The organism is Herbaspirillum hiltneri N3 (assembly GCF_001267925.1).
GTDB lineage: Bacteria > Pseudomonadota > Gammaproteobacteria > Burkholderiales > Burkholderiaceae_D > Herbaspirillum > Herbaspirillum hiltneri.
The window spans coordinates 1,231,163-1,248,328 of record NZ_CP011409.1; the positions used below are offsets into that span (position 1 = coordinate 1,231,163).

14 protein-coding genes are annotated in these 17,166 nt (G+C 63.2%); 10 read left to right on the forward strand and 4 right to left on the reverse strand.

The genetic code is table 11. The features are described 5' to 3' along the window. Nucleotides 1-105: 105 nt before the first annotated feature. From F506_RS05545 to F506_RS05560, 4 genes are all read left to right on the forward strand, one after another. A complete protein-coding gene (locus F506_RS05545; protein ID WP_053195707.1) occupies nt 106-1,797 on the forward strand; it encodes a methyl-accepting chemotaxis protein in 1,692 nt (563 codons plus the stop codon). Beyond that, the gene (locus tag F506_RS05550) at nt 1,773-2,324 is read left to right on the forward strand and encodes a winged helix DNA-binding protein (protein ID WP_053195708.1); all 552 of its coding nucleotides are present in this window, start codon (nt 1,773-1,775) and stop codon (nt 2,322-2,324) included. Before F506_RS05545 ends, F506_RS05550 begins: the two co-directional genes overlap by 25 nt. Before the next feature lie 108 nt (nt 2,325-2,432). Next, a complete protein-coding gene (locus F506_RS05555; protein WP_053201289.1) occupies nt 2,433-2,879 on the forward strand; it encodes a GNAT family N-acetyltransferase in 447 nt (148 codons plus the stop codon). Between the two features lie 12 nt (nt 2,880-2,891). Beyond that, entirely contained in the window at nt 2,892-3,527 is a 636-nt protein-coding gene (locus F506_RS05560; RefSeq protein WP_053195709.1) for an FMN-dependent NADH-azoreductase, read from the forward strand. A 17-nt stretch (nt 3,528-3,544) separates the two neighbouring features. On the opposite strand, the gene F506_RS05565 is transcribed toward F506_RS05560, so the two are convergent. Both F506_RS05565 and F506_RS05570 read right to left on the reverse strand, forming a co-directional pair. After that, a complete protein-coding gene (locus F506_RS05565) occupies nt 3,545-4,819 on the reverse strand; it encodes a YihY/virulence factor BrkB family protein (RefSeq protein ID WP_083457618.1) in 1,275 nt (424 codons plus the stop codon). A gap of 13 nt (nt 4,820-4,832) precedes the next feature. Continuing rightward, nucleotides 4,833-6,935 (reverse strand): AsmA family protein, encoded by a 2,103-nt coding sequence (locus F506_RS05570; RefSeq protein ID WP_083457620.1) that lies wholly within the window; start codon nt 6,933-6,935, stop codon nt 4,833-4,835. Between the two features lie 392 nt (nt 6,936-7,327). Between F506_RS05570 and F506_RS23380 the strand changes: the two genes are divergently transcribed. From F506_RS23380 to F506_RS05600, 6 genes are all read left to right on the forward strand, one after another. Next, a complete protein-coding gene (locus F506_RS23380) occupies nt 7,328-7,825 on the forward strand; it encodes a hypothetical protein (protein ID WP_053195711.1) in 498 nt (165 codons plus the stop codon). 73 nt (nt 7,826-7,898) lie between these two features. Next, nucleotides 7,899-9,011, forward strand: coding sequence for a catalase family protein (locus tag F506_RS05580; protein ID WP_053195712.1), 1,113 nt, complete (start codon nt 7,899-7,901; stop codon nt 9,009-9,011). A gap of 189 nt (nt 9,012-9,200) precedes the next feature. Next, nucleotides 9,201-11,552 (forward strand): FdhF/YdeP family oxidoreductase, encoded by a 2,352-nt coding sequence (locus F506_RS05585; RefSeq protein WP_053195713.1) that lies wholly within the window; start codon nt 9,201-9,203, stop codon nt 11,550-11,552. Next, on the forward strand, nt 11,549-12,724 hold the full coding sequence (locus F506_RS05590; protein WP_053195714.1) for a zinc-binding metallopeptidase family protein: 1,176 nt from the start codon (nt 11,549-11,551) through the stop codon (nt 12,722-12,724). The genes F506_RS05585 and F506_RS05590 overlap by 4 nt, the downstream gene beginning before the upstream one ends. Before the next feature lie 64 nt (nt 12,725-12,788). Continuing rightward, on the forward strand, nt 12,789-13,094 hold the full coding sequence (locus F506_RS05595; RefSeq protein WP_053195715.1) for a hypothetical protein: 306 nt from the start codon (nt 12,789-12,791) through the stop codon (nt 13,092-13,094). Nucleotides 13,095-13,329: 235 nt separating this feature from the next. Continuing rightward, nucleotides 13,330-14,883, forward strand: coding sequence for a sensor domain-containing diguanylate cyclase (locus F506_RS05600; RefSeq protein WP_053195716.1), 1,554 nt, complete (start codon nt 13,330-13,332; stop codon nt 14,881-14,883). A 9-nt stretch (nt 14,884-14,892) separates the two neighbouring features. Here F506_RS05600 and sbcB read toward each other — a convergent pair whose 3' ends face one another. Beyond that, nucleotides 14,893-16,329 (reverse strand): exodeoxyribonuclease I, encoded by a 1,437-nt coding sequence (gene sbcB / locus F506_RS05605; RefSeq protein ID WP_053195717.1) that lies wholly within the window; start codon nt 16,327-16,329, stop codon nt 14,893-14,895. Nucleotides 16,330-16,437: 108 nt separating this feature from the next. Then, the gene (locus tag F506_RS05610; RefSeq protein WP_053195718.1) at nt 16,438-17,013 is read right to left on the reverse strand and encodes a hypothetical protein; all 576 of its coding nucleotides are present in this window, start codon (nt 17,011-17,013) and stop codon (nt 16,438-16,440) included. Nucleotides 17,014-17,166: the final 153 nt, after the last annotated feature.

Genomic DNA, 17,166 nt, shown 5'->3' on the forward strand with positions numbered 1-17,166 from the left:
CCCTGCCGCAAGCGACCGGTTCTTTCTTGAGGAAAGCCGCCGGCCAGGCGGAGCTACGCCTGCGCGCAGACATGCATTTGCATCTTGAACATTGAGGGGTGGAAAATGAAGAAACTGTCTCACCTGAAAATAGGACAACGCCTCGGCCTCGGGTTCGGCGTGGTCATCCTGCTGATGCTCGGCCTGACCGTGATCGGCGTCTACCGCCTCAACCAGATCAACGGCAATATCCGCAGCATCGCCAACGATTTCTACCCGCGCACGGTAATGGCCAATACGGTCAAGGGCGCGCTCGACGAAACCGCGCGCAGCATGCGCAACCTGCTGTTCATGAGCACCGTCGATGAAATAAAGGGAGAGCTCGACGCCATCACCCGCGCCGGCGCTGTCATCGACGAGACGCTGAAGCGCTTCGCGCGCGACACTCCCTCCGCCGAAGGCAAGCGCATGCTCGACGCCGTCAATGCGGCGCGCACGCAGTACACGCCGGTGCTCAATAATTTCCTGGCGGCGGTCAAGGACGGCCAGGTGGAGCAGGCGCGCGACCTGATTCTGCCAGAGATCGCGCCCTACCAGGCGGCGTACTTCAAGGCGCTCGACAACCTGATCGCCTTCCAGGGACGCGGCATGGAACAGGCCGGCCAGGAAGCGGAGCGCGTTTCCGGCGCCGCCAGCATGCTGATGATCGGCATGGCGACGATCGCGTCGCTGCTGGCGGTGCTGGTCGGCTACTCGGTCATGCGCAGCATCACGCGTCCGCTGAATGCCGCCATCAACATCGCCGAGCGCGTCGCCGGCGGCGACTTGTCGGTGCGCGTCGAGAACAGCGCGCACGACGAAACCGGAAAGCTGCTCGCCGCGCTGCAAGGCATGCGCGACGGCCTGCTCAATGCCGTCACCCAGGTGCGCGACGGCTCCGACGCGATTTCAGTGGCCGCGCGCGAGATCGCCGCCGGCAACGCCAACTTGTCGGCGCGTACCGAGCTGCAGGCCAGTACGCTGGAAGAAACCGCCAGCTCCATGCTGGAACTGACCGACGCCGTCAACCACAACGCCGAAAATGCGCGGCAGGCCAACCAACTGGTGATGAATGCCTCTCAGGTGGCAACGCAGGGCGGCGAGGTCGTCACGCAAGTGGTCAATACCATGCGCGAGATCAAGGACAGCTCGCGCCAGATCGTCGAGATCATCAGCGTGATCGACGGCATTGCCTTCCAGACCAATATCCTGGCGCTTAATGCGGCAGTGGAAGCGGCGCGCGCCGGTGAACAGGGACGCGGCTTTGCCGTGGTGGCGGCGGAAGTGCGCGGACTGGCGCAACGCAGCGCCTCGGCCGCCAAGGAAATCGCCGGCCTGATCCAGAACTCGGTCAAGAAGGTCGATGCCGGCAGCACGCTGGTCGACCAGGCCGGCAACACCATGCAGGACATCGTGCGCAGCGTCAAACACGTGGCCGACATCATGACCGAGATCTCCGCCGCCAGCGACGAGCAGAGCGCCGGCATCCGCCAGGTCAATGACGCCATCGAACAGATCGACGACATGACCCAGCAGAATTCGGCGCTGGTCGAACAGGCTGCTGCCGCCGCGCAGAGCATGCACGACCAGTCGATGGCGCTGGGGCGCGCGGTGTCGATCTTCAAGATCGAGACGCCCGGCGCCATCCAGACCATCGGTATCGGTAGCGGTATCGGCAGCGGTATCGGTAGCAGAGCGCTGCATGCCGATGCCGATCCTGCACCCACCCGAATTTCATATCAGGAACCAGCACCATGCCGACCGCCAAGAAAAACGTAAAAGCCACCTTCGCGCAGAATGTCGCCAAGGTCCCCATCGTATCGTCGTTGCACCTGGCATCAGGGAGAAGCAAGGAATTGAGCGAGTTCGAGTTCGGCATGATCATCGCCGGCAATGCCTTCAACCGCTGGATGGTGCGTTGCATCTCCGCCGCCGGCATGAAGGACATGACCGCCACCGACGTGCTGGTGCTGCATCACATCAACCATCGCGCGCGCGAGAAAAAGCTGGCCGACATCTCCTTCATACTCAACATCGAGGACACGCACGTGGTCAACTACTCGCTCAAGAAGCTGCATTCGCTAGGCCTCGTCAACACCGAGAAGCGCGGCAAGGAAGTGCTGTACTCGACCAACGAGGCGGGCCAGGATATTTGCAAGCGCTACTATGACATCCGCGAGCAATTGCTGGTGTCGGGCCTGACCGGGGACGAGACGGAGAGCTTCGAGCTGGAGGAGCTGGCGCGCTTCCTGCGCATCCTGTCCGGGCTGTACGAACAGGCGGCGCGCTCGGCGACGTCGATGTAGCCCAGGTAAAAATCAATGTCCCACTGAAATCTGTATTTCTTGGCTCTGTCGGTTGAGCCAAGCTTTCCTTACCATGCAGACTTGTCAACTCTGCCCGGAAGGATGTCCATGTCCAACAGTCCAGTTCTGCGCCATGCCGACACGCAGGAAGCCCTGCGCGCGTGCTACGTAGTCATGAAGCAGTTGCGCCCGCACCTGCAAAGCGAAGCGGAGTTCCTCGAACGCGTGGCGCGCCAGGCCGCCGAAGGTTACCGCTTGCTGGCGGAATGGCAAGACGATCAGCCGGTCGCGCTGGCCGGCTACCGGCTGCAAGAGAACCTGGTCTACGGAAAATTCCTTTACGTCGACGACCTGATCACCACCGAAGCGGCGCGCGGCAGCCGATGCGGCGCGCGTCTGCTCGACGCGCTCAGCGACATCGCAGCGCAGTCCGGTTGCGCGCGGCTCACGCTCGACACCGGTCTGGCCAATGCGCTGGCGCAACGCTTCTACTTCCGCCAGGGGTTGCTGAGCAGTTCCATGCGTTTCGGCAAATCCATCACTCCTGCTCAATAAAGGAATAGCTTCATGAAATTGCTTCACGTCGACGCCAGCGCCAAGCGCGAATGGTCCAACTCGCGCGCGCTCTCGCGTCACTTCATCGATCTGCTCAGGCAGCAGGTCCCGGCTCTCGACGTCGATTACCTCGACGTCGCCGCTGATGCCAATCCTCCGGCACACGTCAGCGAAGCCTTCACCGTCGCCACCTACACGCCGGCAGCGCAACGCACGCCGGCCATGAAACAGACGCTGGAAGCCTCCGACGCATTGTGCAAGCGCGTGCTCGAGGCCGACGCCTTCGTGTTCGCCATGCCGATGTACAACTTCTCGATGCCGTCCGTGTTCAAGGCTTTCATCGACAACATCGTCCGCACCGACCTGACCTACAAGGTCGGCGCCGACGGTTCCTATCAGGGGCAGCTGGCGCCGGAGAAGGTCTTGTTCCTGACCACGCGCGGCGCCGACCTGCGTCCGGGCTCGCCGATGGCCGGCATGGATGCGCTCACGCCGGCTCTGCGCGCGGCGTTTGCTTTCCTCGGCGTCCCGTCGCCGACCTTCGTCGACGCCCAGCCGCTGACCTTCAGCGCGGTGCAGGAGCGCGAAGCGGCGCTGGTGCGCGCCAAGGCCGAATTGGCGGCGCTGGCACAACGCTGGGCTGCATAAGAAATAATTCAGCCGCTCTAAATGCGCGGCTGGCGCGAGCCGAAGTTGTTGGCATAGATCCAGGTGAACTCGGCGCCGAGCAGGAAAATCTGCGCCGAGTAATAAATCCACGCCAGCAGCAACGCAAACGATCCGGCCGCGCCGAAGCCCGAGCTCATACCGGTCCTGCCGAGGTACAGGCCGATCAGGTATTTGCCGATCATGAACATCACCGTGGTCGCCATCGCGCCGATGCGCACGTCATGCCACGACAGGCTGACGCGTGGCATGAAGCGGTAGATCGCTGAAAACAACGCAGTAAAGACGAAGAACGAAATCACGAAGTTGGCCACGTGCATGACGATGCTCCAACCCTCGAACCAGTCGCCCCACCATTTCCCCAAGGCTGCCAGCCCGGCACTGACCACCAGCGACACCATCAGCATGAAGCCGAGCCCGAGGATCAGGCCGAACGACAGCAGGCGCGTGCGCACCAGCGTCCAGATGCTGCTCTGGCGCGCCACCGCCGGCATCTTCCAGATACGGTCGAGCGCGCTTTGCAATTCGGCGAAGACGGCGGTGGCGCCGATGGTGAGCGTGATCACGCTGAGCACCGTGGCGATCAGGCCGTCCGAACGCGTGCTGACCGACTTCAGCAAGGCCTGTATCGCAACGGCGCCGTCCGTGCCGACGATGCTGCGGATCTGCTCGACGATTTCTCCCTGCGCGGCATCCTGGCCAAAGATCATTCCGGCGATGGCGATCGCGATGATCAGGATCGGCGCGATCGAAAACATCGTGTAATAGGCGATCGCCGCACCCATGCTGGGGGCGAAGTTGTCGAGCCAGGCGTTGACGGCGGCATGGATGAATTGCCATGCCTGGCGCCACCAGGGACCGGGCGCGATCTTGACGATGCCGCCATCGGACGGATGCAGTTGCGACGCGTCTTCGGCCAGGGTCGCGGCAGCCTGTACCAGCGCTGCCGATTCGCGGGTCTTTTCCAGCGATGCCTGGGCCGCGCGCTTGCCGCGTTCCGCTTGCCATGACGCGATCATCGGCAGCACCGTGGTCAGCACCGGCGCGAGTTGCTCGATGAATCCGGGCTTGCGGGGGTGAGCCGCTTTCTTACCCGCTGCGGCAGGACGCGGCGCCGGCCGGGCAGGGGAGGACGATGCCGCCGGCGGCGATTTCCTGCGGCGCCGGCCGGCAAACAGCAGGCCGAGTCCGGTCGCCAGCACGGCGCCGGCGACGATTTTGCCGGCCCTGTTGCCGGCCTTGTCGCTTGCTTGCTGCGTTTCGATATCAGGCATGTCGATTCTCCTGTTACGGCTTTTTCATGTCGCCTTGCGTGACCGGTCTGGCCGGTGCAGCCGTCGGTTCGGACTGCGGCTGGGCGCGTGTCCGTGCGGTCTTCGCCATCGCCAGGGCGCAGTCGTCGGCGTTGTCGCGCTTGTCGCCCATGCTGACCAGCGGCAGCACCGCCGCGGCCGGCGCCAGCAAGGCCAGCGTACCGGCCGCAGCGGCCTTCAGCGCCAACGGACCCTTGTACGGACCGATGTCGGGCTGCGCGAACGTCCCCTTGGCATACAGCGGCGTGCGCAGTGAAAAAATCCGCAGGCCCTTGCTGCGGGGGCGCACGTCCAGGTCCAGCTGTTCCCGGCTCAGGTCGACACCGCCGGTGATGTCGACGCGCGTGTCGTCCGTGTCGAGCATGAATCGGCGCACTTCGGCGCGGCCGTTGTTGACGACCATGTCGCCGACCATGCAGTTGAGGTGCACCGGCTTGTCGCCGAACACTTTGGCGAAAACGGCGTTGGCGATATTCAGGCCGGCCGCTTCCAGGATGAACTTGCTGACTGCGCCTTCGCTGACCACCGCGCCGACTTCGCCGTTCGAGGTTCCCAACATGGCCGCGATGGAATTGCCGTGACCGGTCAGCGCGGCGTCGCCGTTGATCTCGCCGAAACTGGCTTCCATCGACTTTAGTTTCGGGAACAGCTCGCGCACCTTCACCTGGCGCGCGGCCAGCTTGATCTGCGCGGCGATCGGCTGACTCCGGCCGTCCAGTGAAATGTTGGTGGTGACCTTGCCGCCGGCCAGCCCGAAGTTGAGCGGCGCCAGGCTCAGCACGCGGTCCTGCATGCGGATGACGGTATCCACGTCCTGCAGCGCGGCGAAGGTGCTGACGATTTTCTTGCCCTTGAAGGCGACGTCGGCGTCAAGCGCGGCCCAGTGCTCGGCGCGGAAGGGCGTGTCCGGCAACAGCTTGCCGCGCCCGGATTTTTTCGACTTTGCATCGGCGCCTACGGAGGGACCGAGATCGGCCAGCCGCAGTTGCTGCGCGGTGATCGTGCCGCGCAGCAGCGGCCGCGGCAGGTTCGGCTGGCGCGGCAGGTATTCGGCGGTGCCGGCCAGGTCGCTTTCGCCGACGCGTCCGGTGAATTTTTCATACGTCCAGAGCCAGATGCCGTCGTTCTTCTTGCCGAGCAGGCGGCCGCGCGTTTCGTACGCGGGCGTCTGTGGCAGCAGCACGCCCGTGACCGGATACAGGTCGCTCATGCTGTCGCCGCTGAGGGTCAGTTGCAGGTCGAGCCCCGCAGGTGCGCGCGGGTCGTTGATGATGCCGTCGATGCCGGCCTTGTTCTTGCCGATCAGCGCTTGCGCCTGGATCGGGAATGCCGAATGTTCCGCCGTGAAAGCCAGCAAGCCGCCGGCCTTGCCGCTGCCGTCCACCGATGCCTTGCGATAGGTGCCGGTGGCATTGAACTGCAGGCCGAAGCGCTGGCCGCCGGCGGGCTTATTGGCATTGGCGTCATCCAGTGAAGTTACCTTGGCCTTGAGGTCGAGGTCGAGCAGCCGGTTGACATACACCAGGTCGCCGTTGCTGAAGCTGCTGTGCAGCACTTCCAGGCGCCACGGCGATGGCCGGTCGGGGTCGCGCAGCCGCCACGAGCGGCGGCCCTGTGCATCGCGTTCCAGCGCCAGCATCGGCGTATCCATGACCAGGTCGCTCAGCACCACGCGATGTTCCAGCAGCGGAAAGGGATGCAGCGCCACACTGACGCGCCGCGCCGTGGCGAGATTTGGCCCGGTGCTGGCCCAGGATGGATTGCCGAAGCGGACATTGTCGCCGGTGATGCGCAGGCGCGGCACGTAGCGCCGCCAGCCAGGTTCGGTCGGCAGGCCCAGCGTGTAGCCGACCTTCAGGTTGCCGCCGATGGCGAACTCGCGTCCGGTCAGCTCGACCACCTTGCGGCTGACCCAGGGCCGCGCGACGTTCCAGTCCACCGTGGCGACGGCGATCAACAGCGCGGCGCAGAGCAGGGCCAGGCCGGCGAACATCCATAGAACGATGCGGAGGAGGAGCACTGGCAGCGACCGGCGGGGTCCGGGTGAAGCTGCGGTGGCGGTCGGGATTTCTGTCATTGCTTGCTCTTCTTATGTTCGTGGTGACGTCGATCTGTCGTGCAGGAGTGCGGGCCATTATGCCAGCCACCGCTGTGCAAAAGGGACTGCGGGATGTTGAACCCGAAGTGTTGCGCCGGCAAGGCCGTACCGGCTAGAGGAAAAGCCCGCCTTCGCTTGTAGGAGAAGGCCTGATATCTGCGCCGACAAGTCCTGTGGCGCTGCGCCGATCCCCGAATCCAGAATGCGCCGACATGGATTTGCCGCTTGTCCGACTGACCTGCTGACGTGGCGGGCGTAGCCTGAACAACAGCGGCAGAACCCATGGACGCAGGGGGTAGGCGTCGTTTGTCTTCACTTGCACGTGGGCGTGGTGGTTCTTCATTCATCGATGTTTTACGTAAGGAGATAACATGAAAAAGAGCATGAAAAAGAGCACGAAAAAAACCTCAATCCGAATCCTGACCCTTCTGGTCGCAGCATCGCTGGGCGGCGGCGCCTACGCACAAGCTTCCACGGGCGCCGCTGGCGGCGTCGGGGCAGGTGCCGGAGCAAGCGGCATGACCTCGGGTTCCGGCGCATCCGGATCCACTTCGGGCGGAGTCGGCGTCTCCGGCAATGGCGGTGTCTCGGGCGGCACGCAGTCAGGCAACTCGTCCACGCGTAGCGGCGCCGGCATCAACGGCAGCGGCAACGCCGGCATCAAGGGTGGCGTGAATGGCGGCGCCAATTCCGGTACGCGTTCGGGTAGCGGTAACGGTAGCGGCGGTGCAAATGGCGGTGTGAATGCCGGCGTGGGAGTCAATGGCGGCGGCAATGTCAATGGCAACGGCGGCAATGGCAACGGCGGCAGTGGCGGCGCATCAGTCGGCGTAGGCGTCGGCGGTGGGGCGACGGGTGGCGTGCGCTAATACGGACGCTAGAGGGAGCCGCATGCGCTCCAAGCCGTAGTTCGCTCACCAGCCGTTACCGGAGGACAGGCCCATGAAACCAGACGATAGCAATCTCGCCGCGCCGATTTTTTACGACCCGGCGTACGAACTCGTCGAGCCCGACGAGAAGGAGGTGGAAGCGGGCCTGATCGCTGCGCTCAAGGAGATCTCCGAGACCACCTTCAAGCATTCCGGCCATGCCATGCGCAGCGTACACGCCAAGAGCCACGGGTTGCTGCGCGGCGAACTGGAGGTGCTCGGAGGGCTGCCGGCGAACCTGGCGCAGGGCGTGTTCGCCCGTCCCGGTGTTTATCCGCTGGTCATGCGGCTGTCGACCACGCCGGGCGACATGCTCGACGACAAGGTGTCGACGCCGCGCGGCATGGCGATCAAACTGGTGGGGGTGTCGGGGGCGCGCCTGCCGGACTCGGAGGCCGACGTGACCCAGGATTTTGTACTGGTTAACGGGCCCGCTTTCGCCGTCGCCAGCGCGAGGAAATTCCTCGGCACGCTGAAACTGCTGGCCAAGACCACCGACAAGGCGCCCAAACTCAAACAGGCCTTGTCGTTGCTGCTGCGCGGCGCCGAAGAAATGCTCGAATCGGCCGGCAAGCACAGCAGCACCTTGATGGCCATGGGCGGTCATCCGCCTAACCACGTTCTCGGGGAAACCTACTACAGCCAGGCGCCCTTGCTGTGGGGACCTTTCATGTCCAAGGTTTCGGTGGCGCCGGTATCGGCCAACCTGACGGCGCTGGCCGGTGCGCAGGTCGAATTGCGCGGCAAGCCGGACGGCTTGCGGGAAGCCGTGTGCGAGTTCTTCGCCGCCAATGATGCGGAATGGGAGCTGCGCGTCCAGCTCTGCACCGACCTCGAACGCATGCCGATTGAAGATGCCTCGGTGGTGTGGCCGGAAGAGGCAAGTCCTTATGTCACGGTTGCGCGCATCCGTGTGCCGCGCCAGGCGGCTTGGAGCGAAGCGCGTTCGCGGGCAATCGACGACGGCATGTCGTTCAGTCCATGGCACGGTATCTCGGCACATCGGCCGATCGGTTCCATCATGCGCATCCGCAAGGCCGCTTACAGTTTTTCCGCAGGATTTCGCGCGCGCCATAACGGCAAGTCCACGGCCGAACCGATCGATCTCGGCAAGTTGCCGGACTAGAAATGAAATCCGGCCCCGGGCAGACACTACAGTCGTCGCCGCGCTGTGTTGCGTTTGTGTTGCGTTGTAGGACAGGCGCTGCACGTAAATCGGCTCCACGCCTACATTCAAATCCTTGCCGCTGGCGGAAGATTGAGCTTTGGCTCGCAGCGGCTTTGCTCATCGGGCCGTGTCGGTACGGAGTTGCGCATGAAAACCAAAGACATTCCCGAAGAGGCCACTTTTTCCGAATATACCCACGCCGCCGGCGGCTGGGGTTCGGTGCGCGCGCTAGGCTCCATCCTGAGGCAGGAGCATGTCCTGACTTCCGGCACCCGCGTGCTGATGAAGCAGAACAAGCCGGACGGCTTCGCCTGCGTCAGTTGTTCATGGGCCAAGCCGGCCGATCCGCACGTGTTTGAATTCTGCGAGAACGGCGCCAAGGCGACCGCCTGGGAAATCACCGACAAGCGCGCCACGCCGGAATTCTTCGCCCGCCATACCGTCACGGAATTCGAAAGCTGGTCCGACCTTGAACTCGAAGCCGCCGGGCGCGTCACGCACCCGATGCGTTACGACGATGCCAGCGACAAATATCTTCCGATTTCCTGGGACAAGGCCTTCGACGAGATCGGCTCGGCGTTGCGCGCCGCCGATGCCGAGAAGGTGGTGTTTTACGCCTCCGGCCGGGCTTCGCTCGAGACCTCGTACATGTACCAGCTGATGGCGCGTATGTATGGCAACAACAACCTGCCGGACAGCTCCAACATGTGCCACGAATCGACGTCGGTGGCCTTGCCGAAGACTATCGGTGTGGCGGTCGGCACGGTCACGCTGGACGACTTCGCCGCGACCGATTGCCTGCTGTTCTTCGGCCACAATACCGGCACCAATGCACCGCGCATGCTGCATTCGCTGGAAGAGGTGCGCAAGCGCGGCGTGCCGGTGATTACCTTCAACCCGCTGCGCGAGCGCGGCCTGGTCAGCTTCGTCAATCCGCAATCGCCGCTGGAAATGCTGACCCCGGCGCGCACCGCCATCAGTTCGCAGTATGTGCAGATCAAGATCGGCGGCGACAGCGCCGCAGTGATGGGCATGGCAAAGTGGCTGATCGAGGCCGACGATGTCGCTCGCGAAACGCGCCAGCCGCGCCTGCTCGACGCCGGCTTCATCGCCGACCATACGGCCGGCTTCGAGGAGTTTGCCGCCGCTGCGCGCCGCGCCGACTGGAACGACATCGAACGCCGTGCCGGCGTATCGCGCGCCGAGCTGGAGCAGGCCGCGCAGACTTACGCCAACGCCCGTTCGGCCATGCTGATGTACGGCATGGGCGTGACCCAGCATCGTGAAGCGGTGCGCACCATCCACATGCTGACCAACCTGCTCCTGCTGCGCGGTAACATCGGCCGGCCGGGCGCGGGCATTTGCCCGATCCGCGGCCATTCCAATGTGCAGGGCCAGCGCACCGTCGGCATCACCGAAAAACCGGAGATGGTGCCGAGAGAAAAACTGAAAGAACAATACTGCTTCGACGTGCCCGAAAAGAAAGGCCTCAATACCGTCGAAGCCTGTGAAGAAATTCTGAAGGAAAAAATCTCGGCCTTCTTCATGCTGGGCGGAAATTTCGTGCGTGCCATTCCCGACCACAGCCGCATGGAGCCGGCATGGCGCAAGATTCCGCTGACGGTGCAGGTGGTGACGCGGCTTAACCGCAGCTCGGTCATCCATGGCCGCCGGTCTTATCTGCTGCCGTGCCTCGGCCGCATCGAGATCGACCAGCAGGCCGGCGGCGCGCAAGCCGTGTCGGTGGAGGACAGCACCGGCTGCATGCACGGTTCGCGCGGCATGGTGAAACCGGCGTCGGAGCATCTGCTGTCGGAAGTCGCCATCGTCGCCGAGATCGCCAAGCGCATCCTGATTCCCAATCCACGCGTCAATTGGAACGCCTGGACTGCCGACTACTCGCGCATCCGGGACGCGATTGCCGAAACCTATCCGGAGATCTTCCACGACTTCAACGAGCGCATGTGGACGCCCGGCGGTTTCGCGCGGCCGTTGGCGGCGCGCGAGCGCAAATGGAAAACCGGAAACGGCAAGGCCAACTTCATCACGCCTGACAGCCTGGACGAAGATCCCGACATGCCGGCCGATGGTCCCGGCGTGCTGCGGCTGATGACCACGCGCGGCGACAGCCAGTTCAACACCACGGTGTACGGCCTCGACGATCGCTTCCGCGGCGTGCACGGTACGCGTCATGTGTTGCTGATGAATGTCGCCGACATCGGACGACTGGGGCTGAAAGAAGGTGATCTGGTGACCGCTTCGACCGTGTCGCAGGACGGCATCGCGCGCAGCGTTGACGATCTGCGCGTACACGCATTCGACATTCCGGCGGGGTGTATCATGGGTTACTTCCCTGAGCTCAATCCGCTGATTCCGCTGGCGCATCATGCCAAGGACAGCAAGGTGCCTGCCGCCAAGTCGATCCCGGTGCGGCTGACGCGCACGCAAATGCAGGCCGCGCAGCCTGAAGACATTGTTATCGGAGCCCCCGCGCCTTGAAGACATTCCACTGCGACAATTGCAGCAAGCAGGTTTTTTTTGAAAACACCGTCTGCAATCATTGCGGCTGGATGCTGGGCTATCAGCCCGAGCACCAGATCATGAGCAGTTTCACGCCGGCCGATCAGGCCGAAGTGCAGGCGGATGCACCTGTGGATGCACCGGCGGATCTGCCCGCTGATGCCGCGATCGAATCGTCAACTCCCGCACGCTGGCGCAGCGTCAATCCTCTCAATGCCGGCAAGCTGTTCCGGCAATGCCGCAACTATGCGCAGGAAAAAGTCTGCAACTGGATGCTCGACGACCAGGACGCGCACGCGCTGTGCGCATCATGCCGCCTGACCGCCGTCATTCCTTCGCTCGACGACGCCGGCAATCGCATCCTGTGGCAGCGGCTGGAAGTCGCCAAGCGCCGCCTGCTGCATTCGCTCTGGACCATGCGCCTGCAACCGCCGCCGAAACCGGACGATGCCGACAACGGGCTGTCCTTCGAATTTCTGCAGGACATGCCGCATGAAAGAGTCATGACCGGTCATGCCGACGGCGTCATCACCATCAACATCGCCGAAGCCGATCCGGCCTACCGCGAAAAGATGCGCGAGCAGATGGCCGAGCCGTACCGCACGCTGCTCGGTCATTTTCGCCATGAGAGCGGGCATTACTATTTCGACCGCCTGATCGCCGGCACCGCGCGGCTGGATGCTTTCCGTGCGCTGTTCGGCGATGAGACCGCCGATTACGGGCAGAGCCTGCAGCGGCATTACGACAACGGCCCGGCGCCGGGATGGGAGCAAAATTTCGTCAGCGTCTACGCCAGCAGCCACCCGTGGGAAGACTGGGCCGAAACCTGGGCGCACTATCTGCACATGTTCGACACGCTGGAAACTGCCTATTCCTGCGGCGTGCAATTGCGTCCGCAGCATCGCGGCGAACAGCAGCTGGTGATCGACGCATCGCCGGTGGAGGAGGACAGTTTCGACGCGCTGGCGCGTGAATGGTTTGCCTTGACGTATGTGCTCAACAGCCTCAATCGCAGCATCGGCATGCCGGATTCCTATCCGTTCACGCTGTCGACGCCGGTGCTGGAGAAGCTGCGTTTCGTGCACGCCGTGGTGCGGGAAGCGGGGGGCGAGCCGGGCGCGGACGGGTCGGCAATATCGGGAATTCCCTGATACCTTTAACAACATCGCTCCCGTAAGCTTCTTCCATACCCTGCAAACACTGAAGGAGCTTACGATGAGCGGCCATAACAATGAAATTTCACTGAGCTATTGCATTGCCAATTACGCAGTGACCCTCGACATCCTCGCGATCCTGGTGCGAAAAAATTACCTGACGCGCGACGATGCGCTGGAGTCGGTGCAGCGTGCGCGCAAGCTGGCCAATCTGTCCAACGGTTTCCCCGGCGAGCAGGATTATCTGTCCGCCGCCAAGGAGTGCATGGAGCTGATCGACCAGGTGTTCAAGACCGATACTTCCAATCTCGCATTCGTCGGCGTCGGCCAGGGGCGCACTGCCGGTGCGCGGGATCAGGCGCAATAACCGGACGTCCCACCAAGAAAAAGCGGCAGCGAGGCATGATGGAAATGCCTTGCTGCCGCTTTTTCGTTCGCCGCCATCTCCTCCGCAGTCGTGTTGATGAGTGGCAAGAATGCAGAGGCGCAACTGTGTTGTAAAAAGATGCTCGGTATGTGATTTTTGACGCAGGTCATGTGCTGGAGGCAGGTGTTTTCTTTAGCATGAAGATGCTGCTCCCTTGTCCCTACGTGAACCCCCGATGCCTCACAGAAAACAAATCCACGTCATCTTCCTCGCCAAGGCCTTGGTAGTCCTGGCATGCGCGCTGCTCGTCGTTCTGGCCGTCGTCACCGACTGGCGCGCACGCAAGCAGCAACTCCAAGAGGCAGGGGCTACCAGCCACAACATTGCGCTCGCGCTGGCGCGACATGCCGACGACACATTCAAGCAAGCCGACACCACCCTGATCTTCCTTGCCGAACGGCTCCGGCACGATGAACGCAAGCCGGCGTCGCTGCGCGAGCTGGAAGTATTCCTGGCGCAGCAGACGGTGGAATTGCCGCAGCTGCACGGCTTGTTCGTCATCGACAAGGACGGCAAGTGGCTGCTCAATTCACGTCAATACCAGGCGGGGCATGTCAACAGTCGCGACCGCGAATATTATCTCTATCACCGCCAGCATGAAGACCTGTCGCCGCATATCAGCATGCCGGTGCAGAGCCGCGCCAACGGCGAATGGGTCGTCACCATTTCACGCCGTCTCAATGGCGCCGACGGCAGCTTCGACGGGGTGGTCATGGCGGCGATCCGGCTCGCCTATTTCAGCAAGTTTTACGAGAACTTCGACATCGGCGAGGGCGGCGCCGTGATCCTTGCCGGCAATGAGGGTACGCTACTGGTGCGCCGGCCCTTGCGGAACGATTCGATCGGCAAGAGCCTGGCGCAGGCCGCGATATTTCGCGACCATGCCGCCATCAACGCGAGCGGGAGCGCGCGCATCCGTTCTTCGCAGGACGGCGTCATCCGGATCAACAGTTATCGCCATCTTGATCGCTATCCTCTGTTTGTCGCGGCGGCGCTGTCCGAGCAGGAAGTGCTGGCGAGCTGGCGGTCGGATGTGCTGTTGCACGTGAGCGGACTGATCGTGCTGCTGTCGCTGCTCGTCTGGCTGGGCGGGCGTCTGATCAGGCAGATCGAATTGCGGGTGGAGGCCGAGAACGCAGCCAACCATGCGCGCGAGCATGTGGAATTCCTGAATCGGACTCTGCAGAACCTTGCCACGCAAGACGGCCTGACCGGGCTGGGCAATCGCCGCTGTTTCGATGAGGAGATGGTGCGCGCTTTGCGGCGTTGTGCGCGGGAGGGCAAGCCGCTTGCGCTGATCATGCTGGATGTCGATTTTTTCAAGCGCTACAACGATACCTACGGCCATCTCGCCGGCGACGAATGCCTGCGCAAGCTGTCGCAGGCAATCCGGCAGGGACAGAAGCGCGAGGGCGATCTGGCGGCGCGCTACGGCGGGGAGGAGCTGGTGCTGATGTTGCCCGATTGCGATGGCGGCAATGCGGTGGCCATTGCGGAAGAAACGCTGGCGCGCATACGTGCGTTGCAGCTGCCGCACCAGGGTAATCCCAATGGAATCGTCACCGTCAGCGCGGGTGTCGCGGTCCTCGATCCAGTGAGTGAAGACGACGTCGCGGAGTCACTCATCGGCCAGGCCGACAAGGCATTGTACCTGGCCAAATCGACGGGAAGGGATCGCGTCTGCACCAGTGGAGCGAGCACCGGCGCCGCACAACTCATGCCGGCCTGAGCGGCAAGTTCAGCTCCGTTCAGGCGCAATCATTTCGGCATAGTCATACAGCGCGCCGAGAATTTCCTCGCCGCGCTCGTCAACCGATTCCGACAACTGGTCGATTTCCTCGAACAGGCCGTCCAGCGTACGGGCGCCGCCCTGGCCTTCGAACAGGCGTGCGGCGCGATGCTCTTCCCAGCGCTGGGTTTCTTCGGGGGCCAGGGTTTCGGGGAAGTTGCGCGCGCGGTAGCGGAACAGCAATTCCTCCAGCCGGACATCGTCGAAACTGACGTTGGCCTGCGCGAGCTGCAGCGGCGTCAAGGCGCGCAATTGCGTAAGCTGGCGACGGTCGTTGTTGCCGACGAAGCCGCCGTACAGATCTTCGTCGACATCGTGCGGGGCTTCCTTCGGGCGCTGGAATACCTTGGCCCAGATCGCGTTCATTTCAGGCAGTTCGGCTGCCGCCGCTGCGTTCTGCAAGGCCGCGTCGATGTCGAGATTGAATTCGGCCGCGCGCTGCGCCGTCAGCGTTTTCAGGCTGGCGATCACCATCGGCGACTTGTTCAGATGGATGGTCTTGACCGGCAGGCGCGTGACGCCTTCCGGCAGTTCGTCGGTCTTGCTGAACATGCGGGTGCGGATCGTGTCGGCATCGAGACCGGCAAGTTCGCGCGGATCGCGGCTGAGGTCCCAGGCGATCACTTCGTTCTTGTTGGTCGGATGCGTGCCGAGCGGCCACATCACGGCCAGGCAGCCCTGCGCGGCGGGAAACATGCCGGACACGTGCAGGAACGGTTTGGCCAGCGGCAGGCCGAGTTCGGCGGCGACGCGATCCTTCTTGTGGAGGGCCAGGCAGAAGTCGAACAGGCGCGGCTGCCGGTCCCGGATCAGGCGGGCGAAGGCGATCGTCGCCCGCACGTCGGACAGCGCGTCGTGCGCCGCTTCGTGCAGCAGGCCGTTGGCCTTGCTCAGGTGTTCCAGCTTGAAGCTGGGCGTGACGCCGTCTTCCTTCTTCGGCCATGCGATGCCTTCAGGGCGCAAGGCGTACGTGGTGCGCACGACGTCGAGCAAGTCCCAGCGGCCGCAACCGTTTTGCCATTCGCGCGCATAGGGATCGATCAGGTTGCGCCAGAACATGAAGCGCGTGATTTCGTCGTCGAAGCGGATGGTGTTGTAGCCGACGCCGATGGTGCCCGGTTCGGACATGGCCTGCTCGATCTGCGCCGCGAACTGGTATTCGGGAATGCCGCGCTCCAGGCAGATTTGCGGCGTGATGCCGGTAATCAGGCAGGACTGCGGATCGGGCACGAAGTCCGGCGCCGGCTTGCAGTAGATCATGATCGGATCGCCGATTTCGTTGAGGTCGGCGTCGGTGCGGATGGCGGCGAATTGCGCGGGGCGATCGCGGCGCGCCTGGGCGCCGAAGGTTTCGTAGTCGTGCCAGAGGAAAGTGTGATTGGACATCGGGACAGTACAGTGACGGTTCAAGGGAGGGCAGCACGGCGGACCGGCAGGCCGGCAAGACTTTCCGCGATTTTAACCGATGGCGTCGGCCATCCACCCTTGGAGCGCTTACTGGACGATGCGCCGTTCGTTCTTGTTGAGGATGTCTTGCAGCGTCTTTTGCAGGTTGCCGGTATGTACGGCGGCGTTGCTGCTGCCTCCGCCGCCGTATTCGATGTTGTCGATGACCCAGCCGCGTGTGTCGCGCGTGAGGATGACGCGGTCAGTCGATTTGAACGGCGCCTGCAGCTTGGCGTCGCTGTAGATCAGTTCGACCGTGCAGACGCCGCTGCTGTCGGCGCTGCTCTGGCTGATTTCACAGCTCAGCAGGCGATACGTCGAAGCGCCTTTCGGATGAGTGGTGAACAGGTCGCCGTCGACCAGCGGCGGGGTCTGGTTGTCGGTCTGGGCCAGATGTGCTTCTTCAGCGACCGAGACATCCTTGAGCAGATCGAATAGCGGCACCGACAGGAATTGGCGGAAGGTGATCAGTTCCTTGAGCGACAGCGCGCCGACTGGGCGATTCGACTGGTGGGTCTGGTAGAAACTGTTGACCAGATCCCTGGCCTCCTGCTCGCGGCTGGCGCTGCAGGCGGTCATCGCCAGGACGACCGCCAGTATCATCATTGTGCGGAATTGCTTCACGATCTTCCTCTCCCCGGCGATGCGGTCCGTCGCCGTCGGGCGACGGCGGCGCGGGTGATGGCCCGCCCGGCAAAGCCAATATTGTATTGTCATGTTGTCATGCTTCCCTGTTTTTTCCTCAGGGAAATGCACAAGCATGATAAATCAAACATC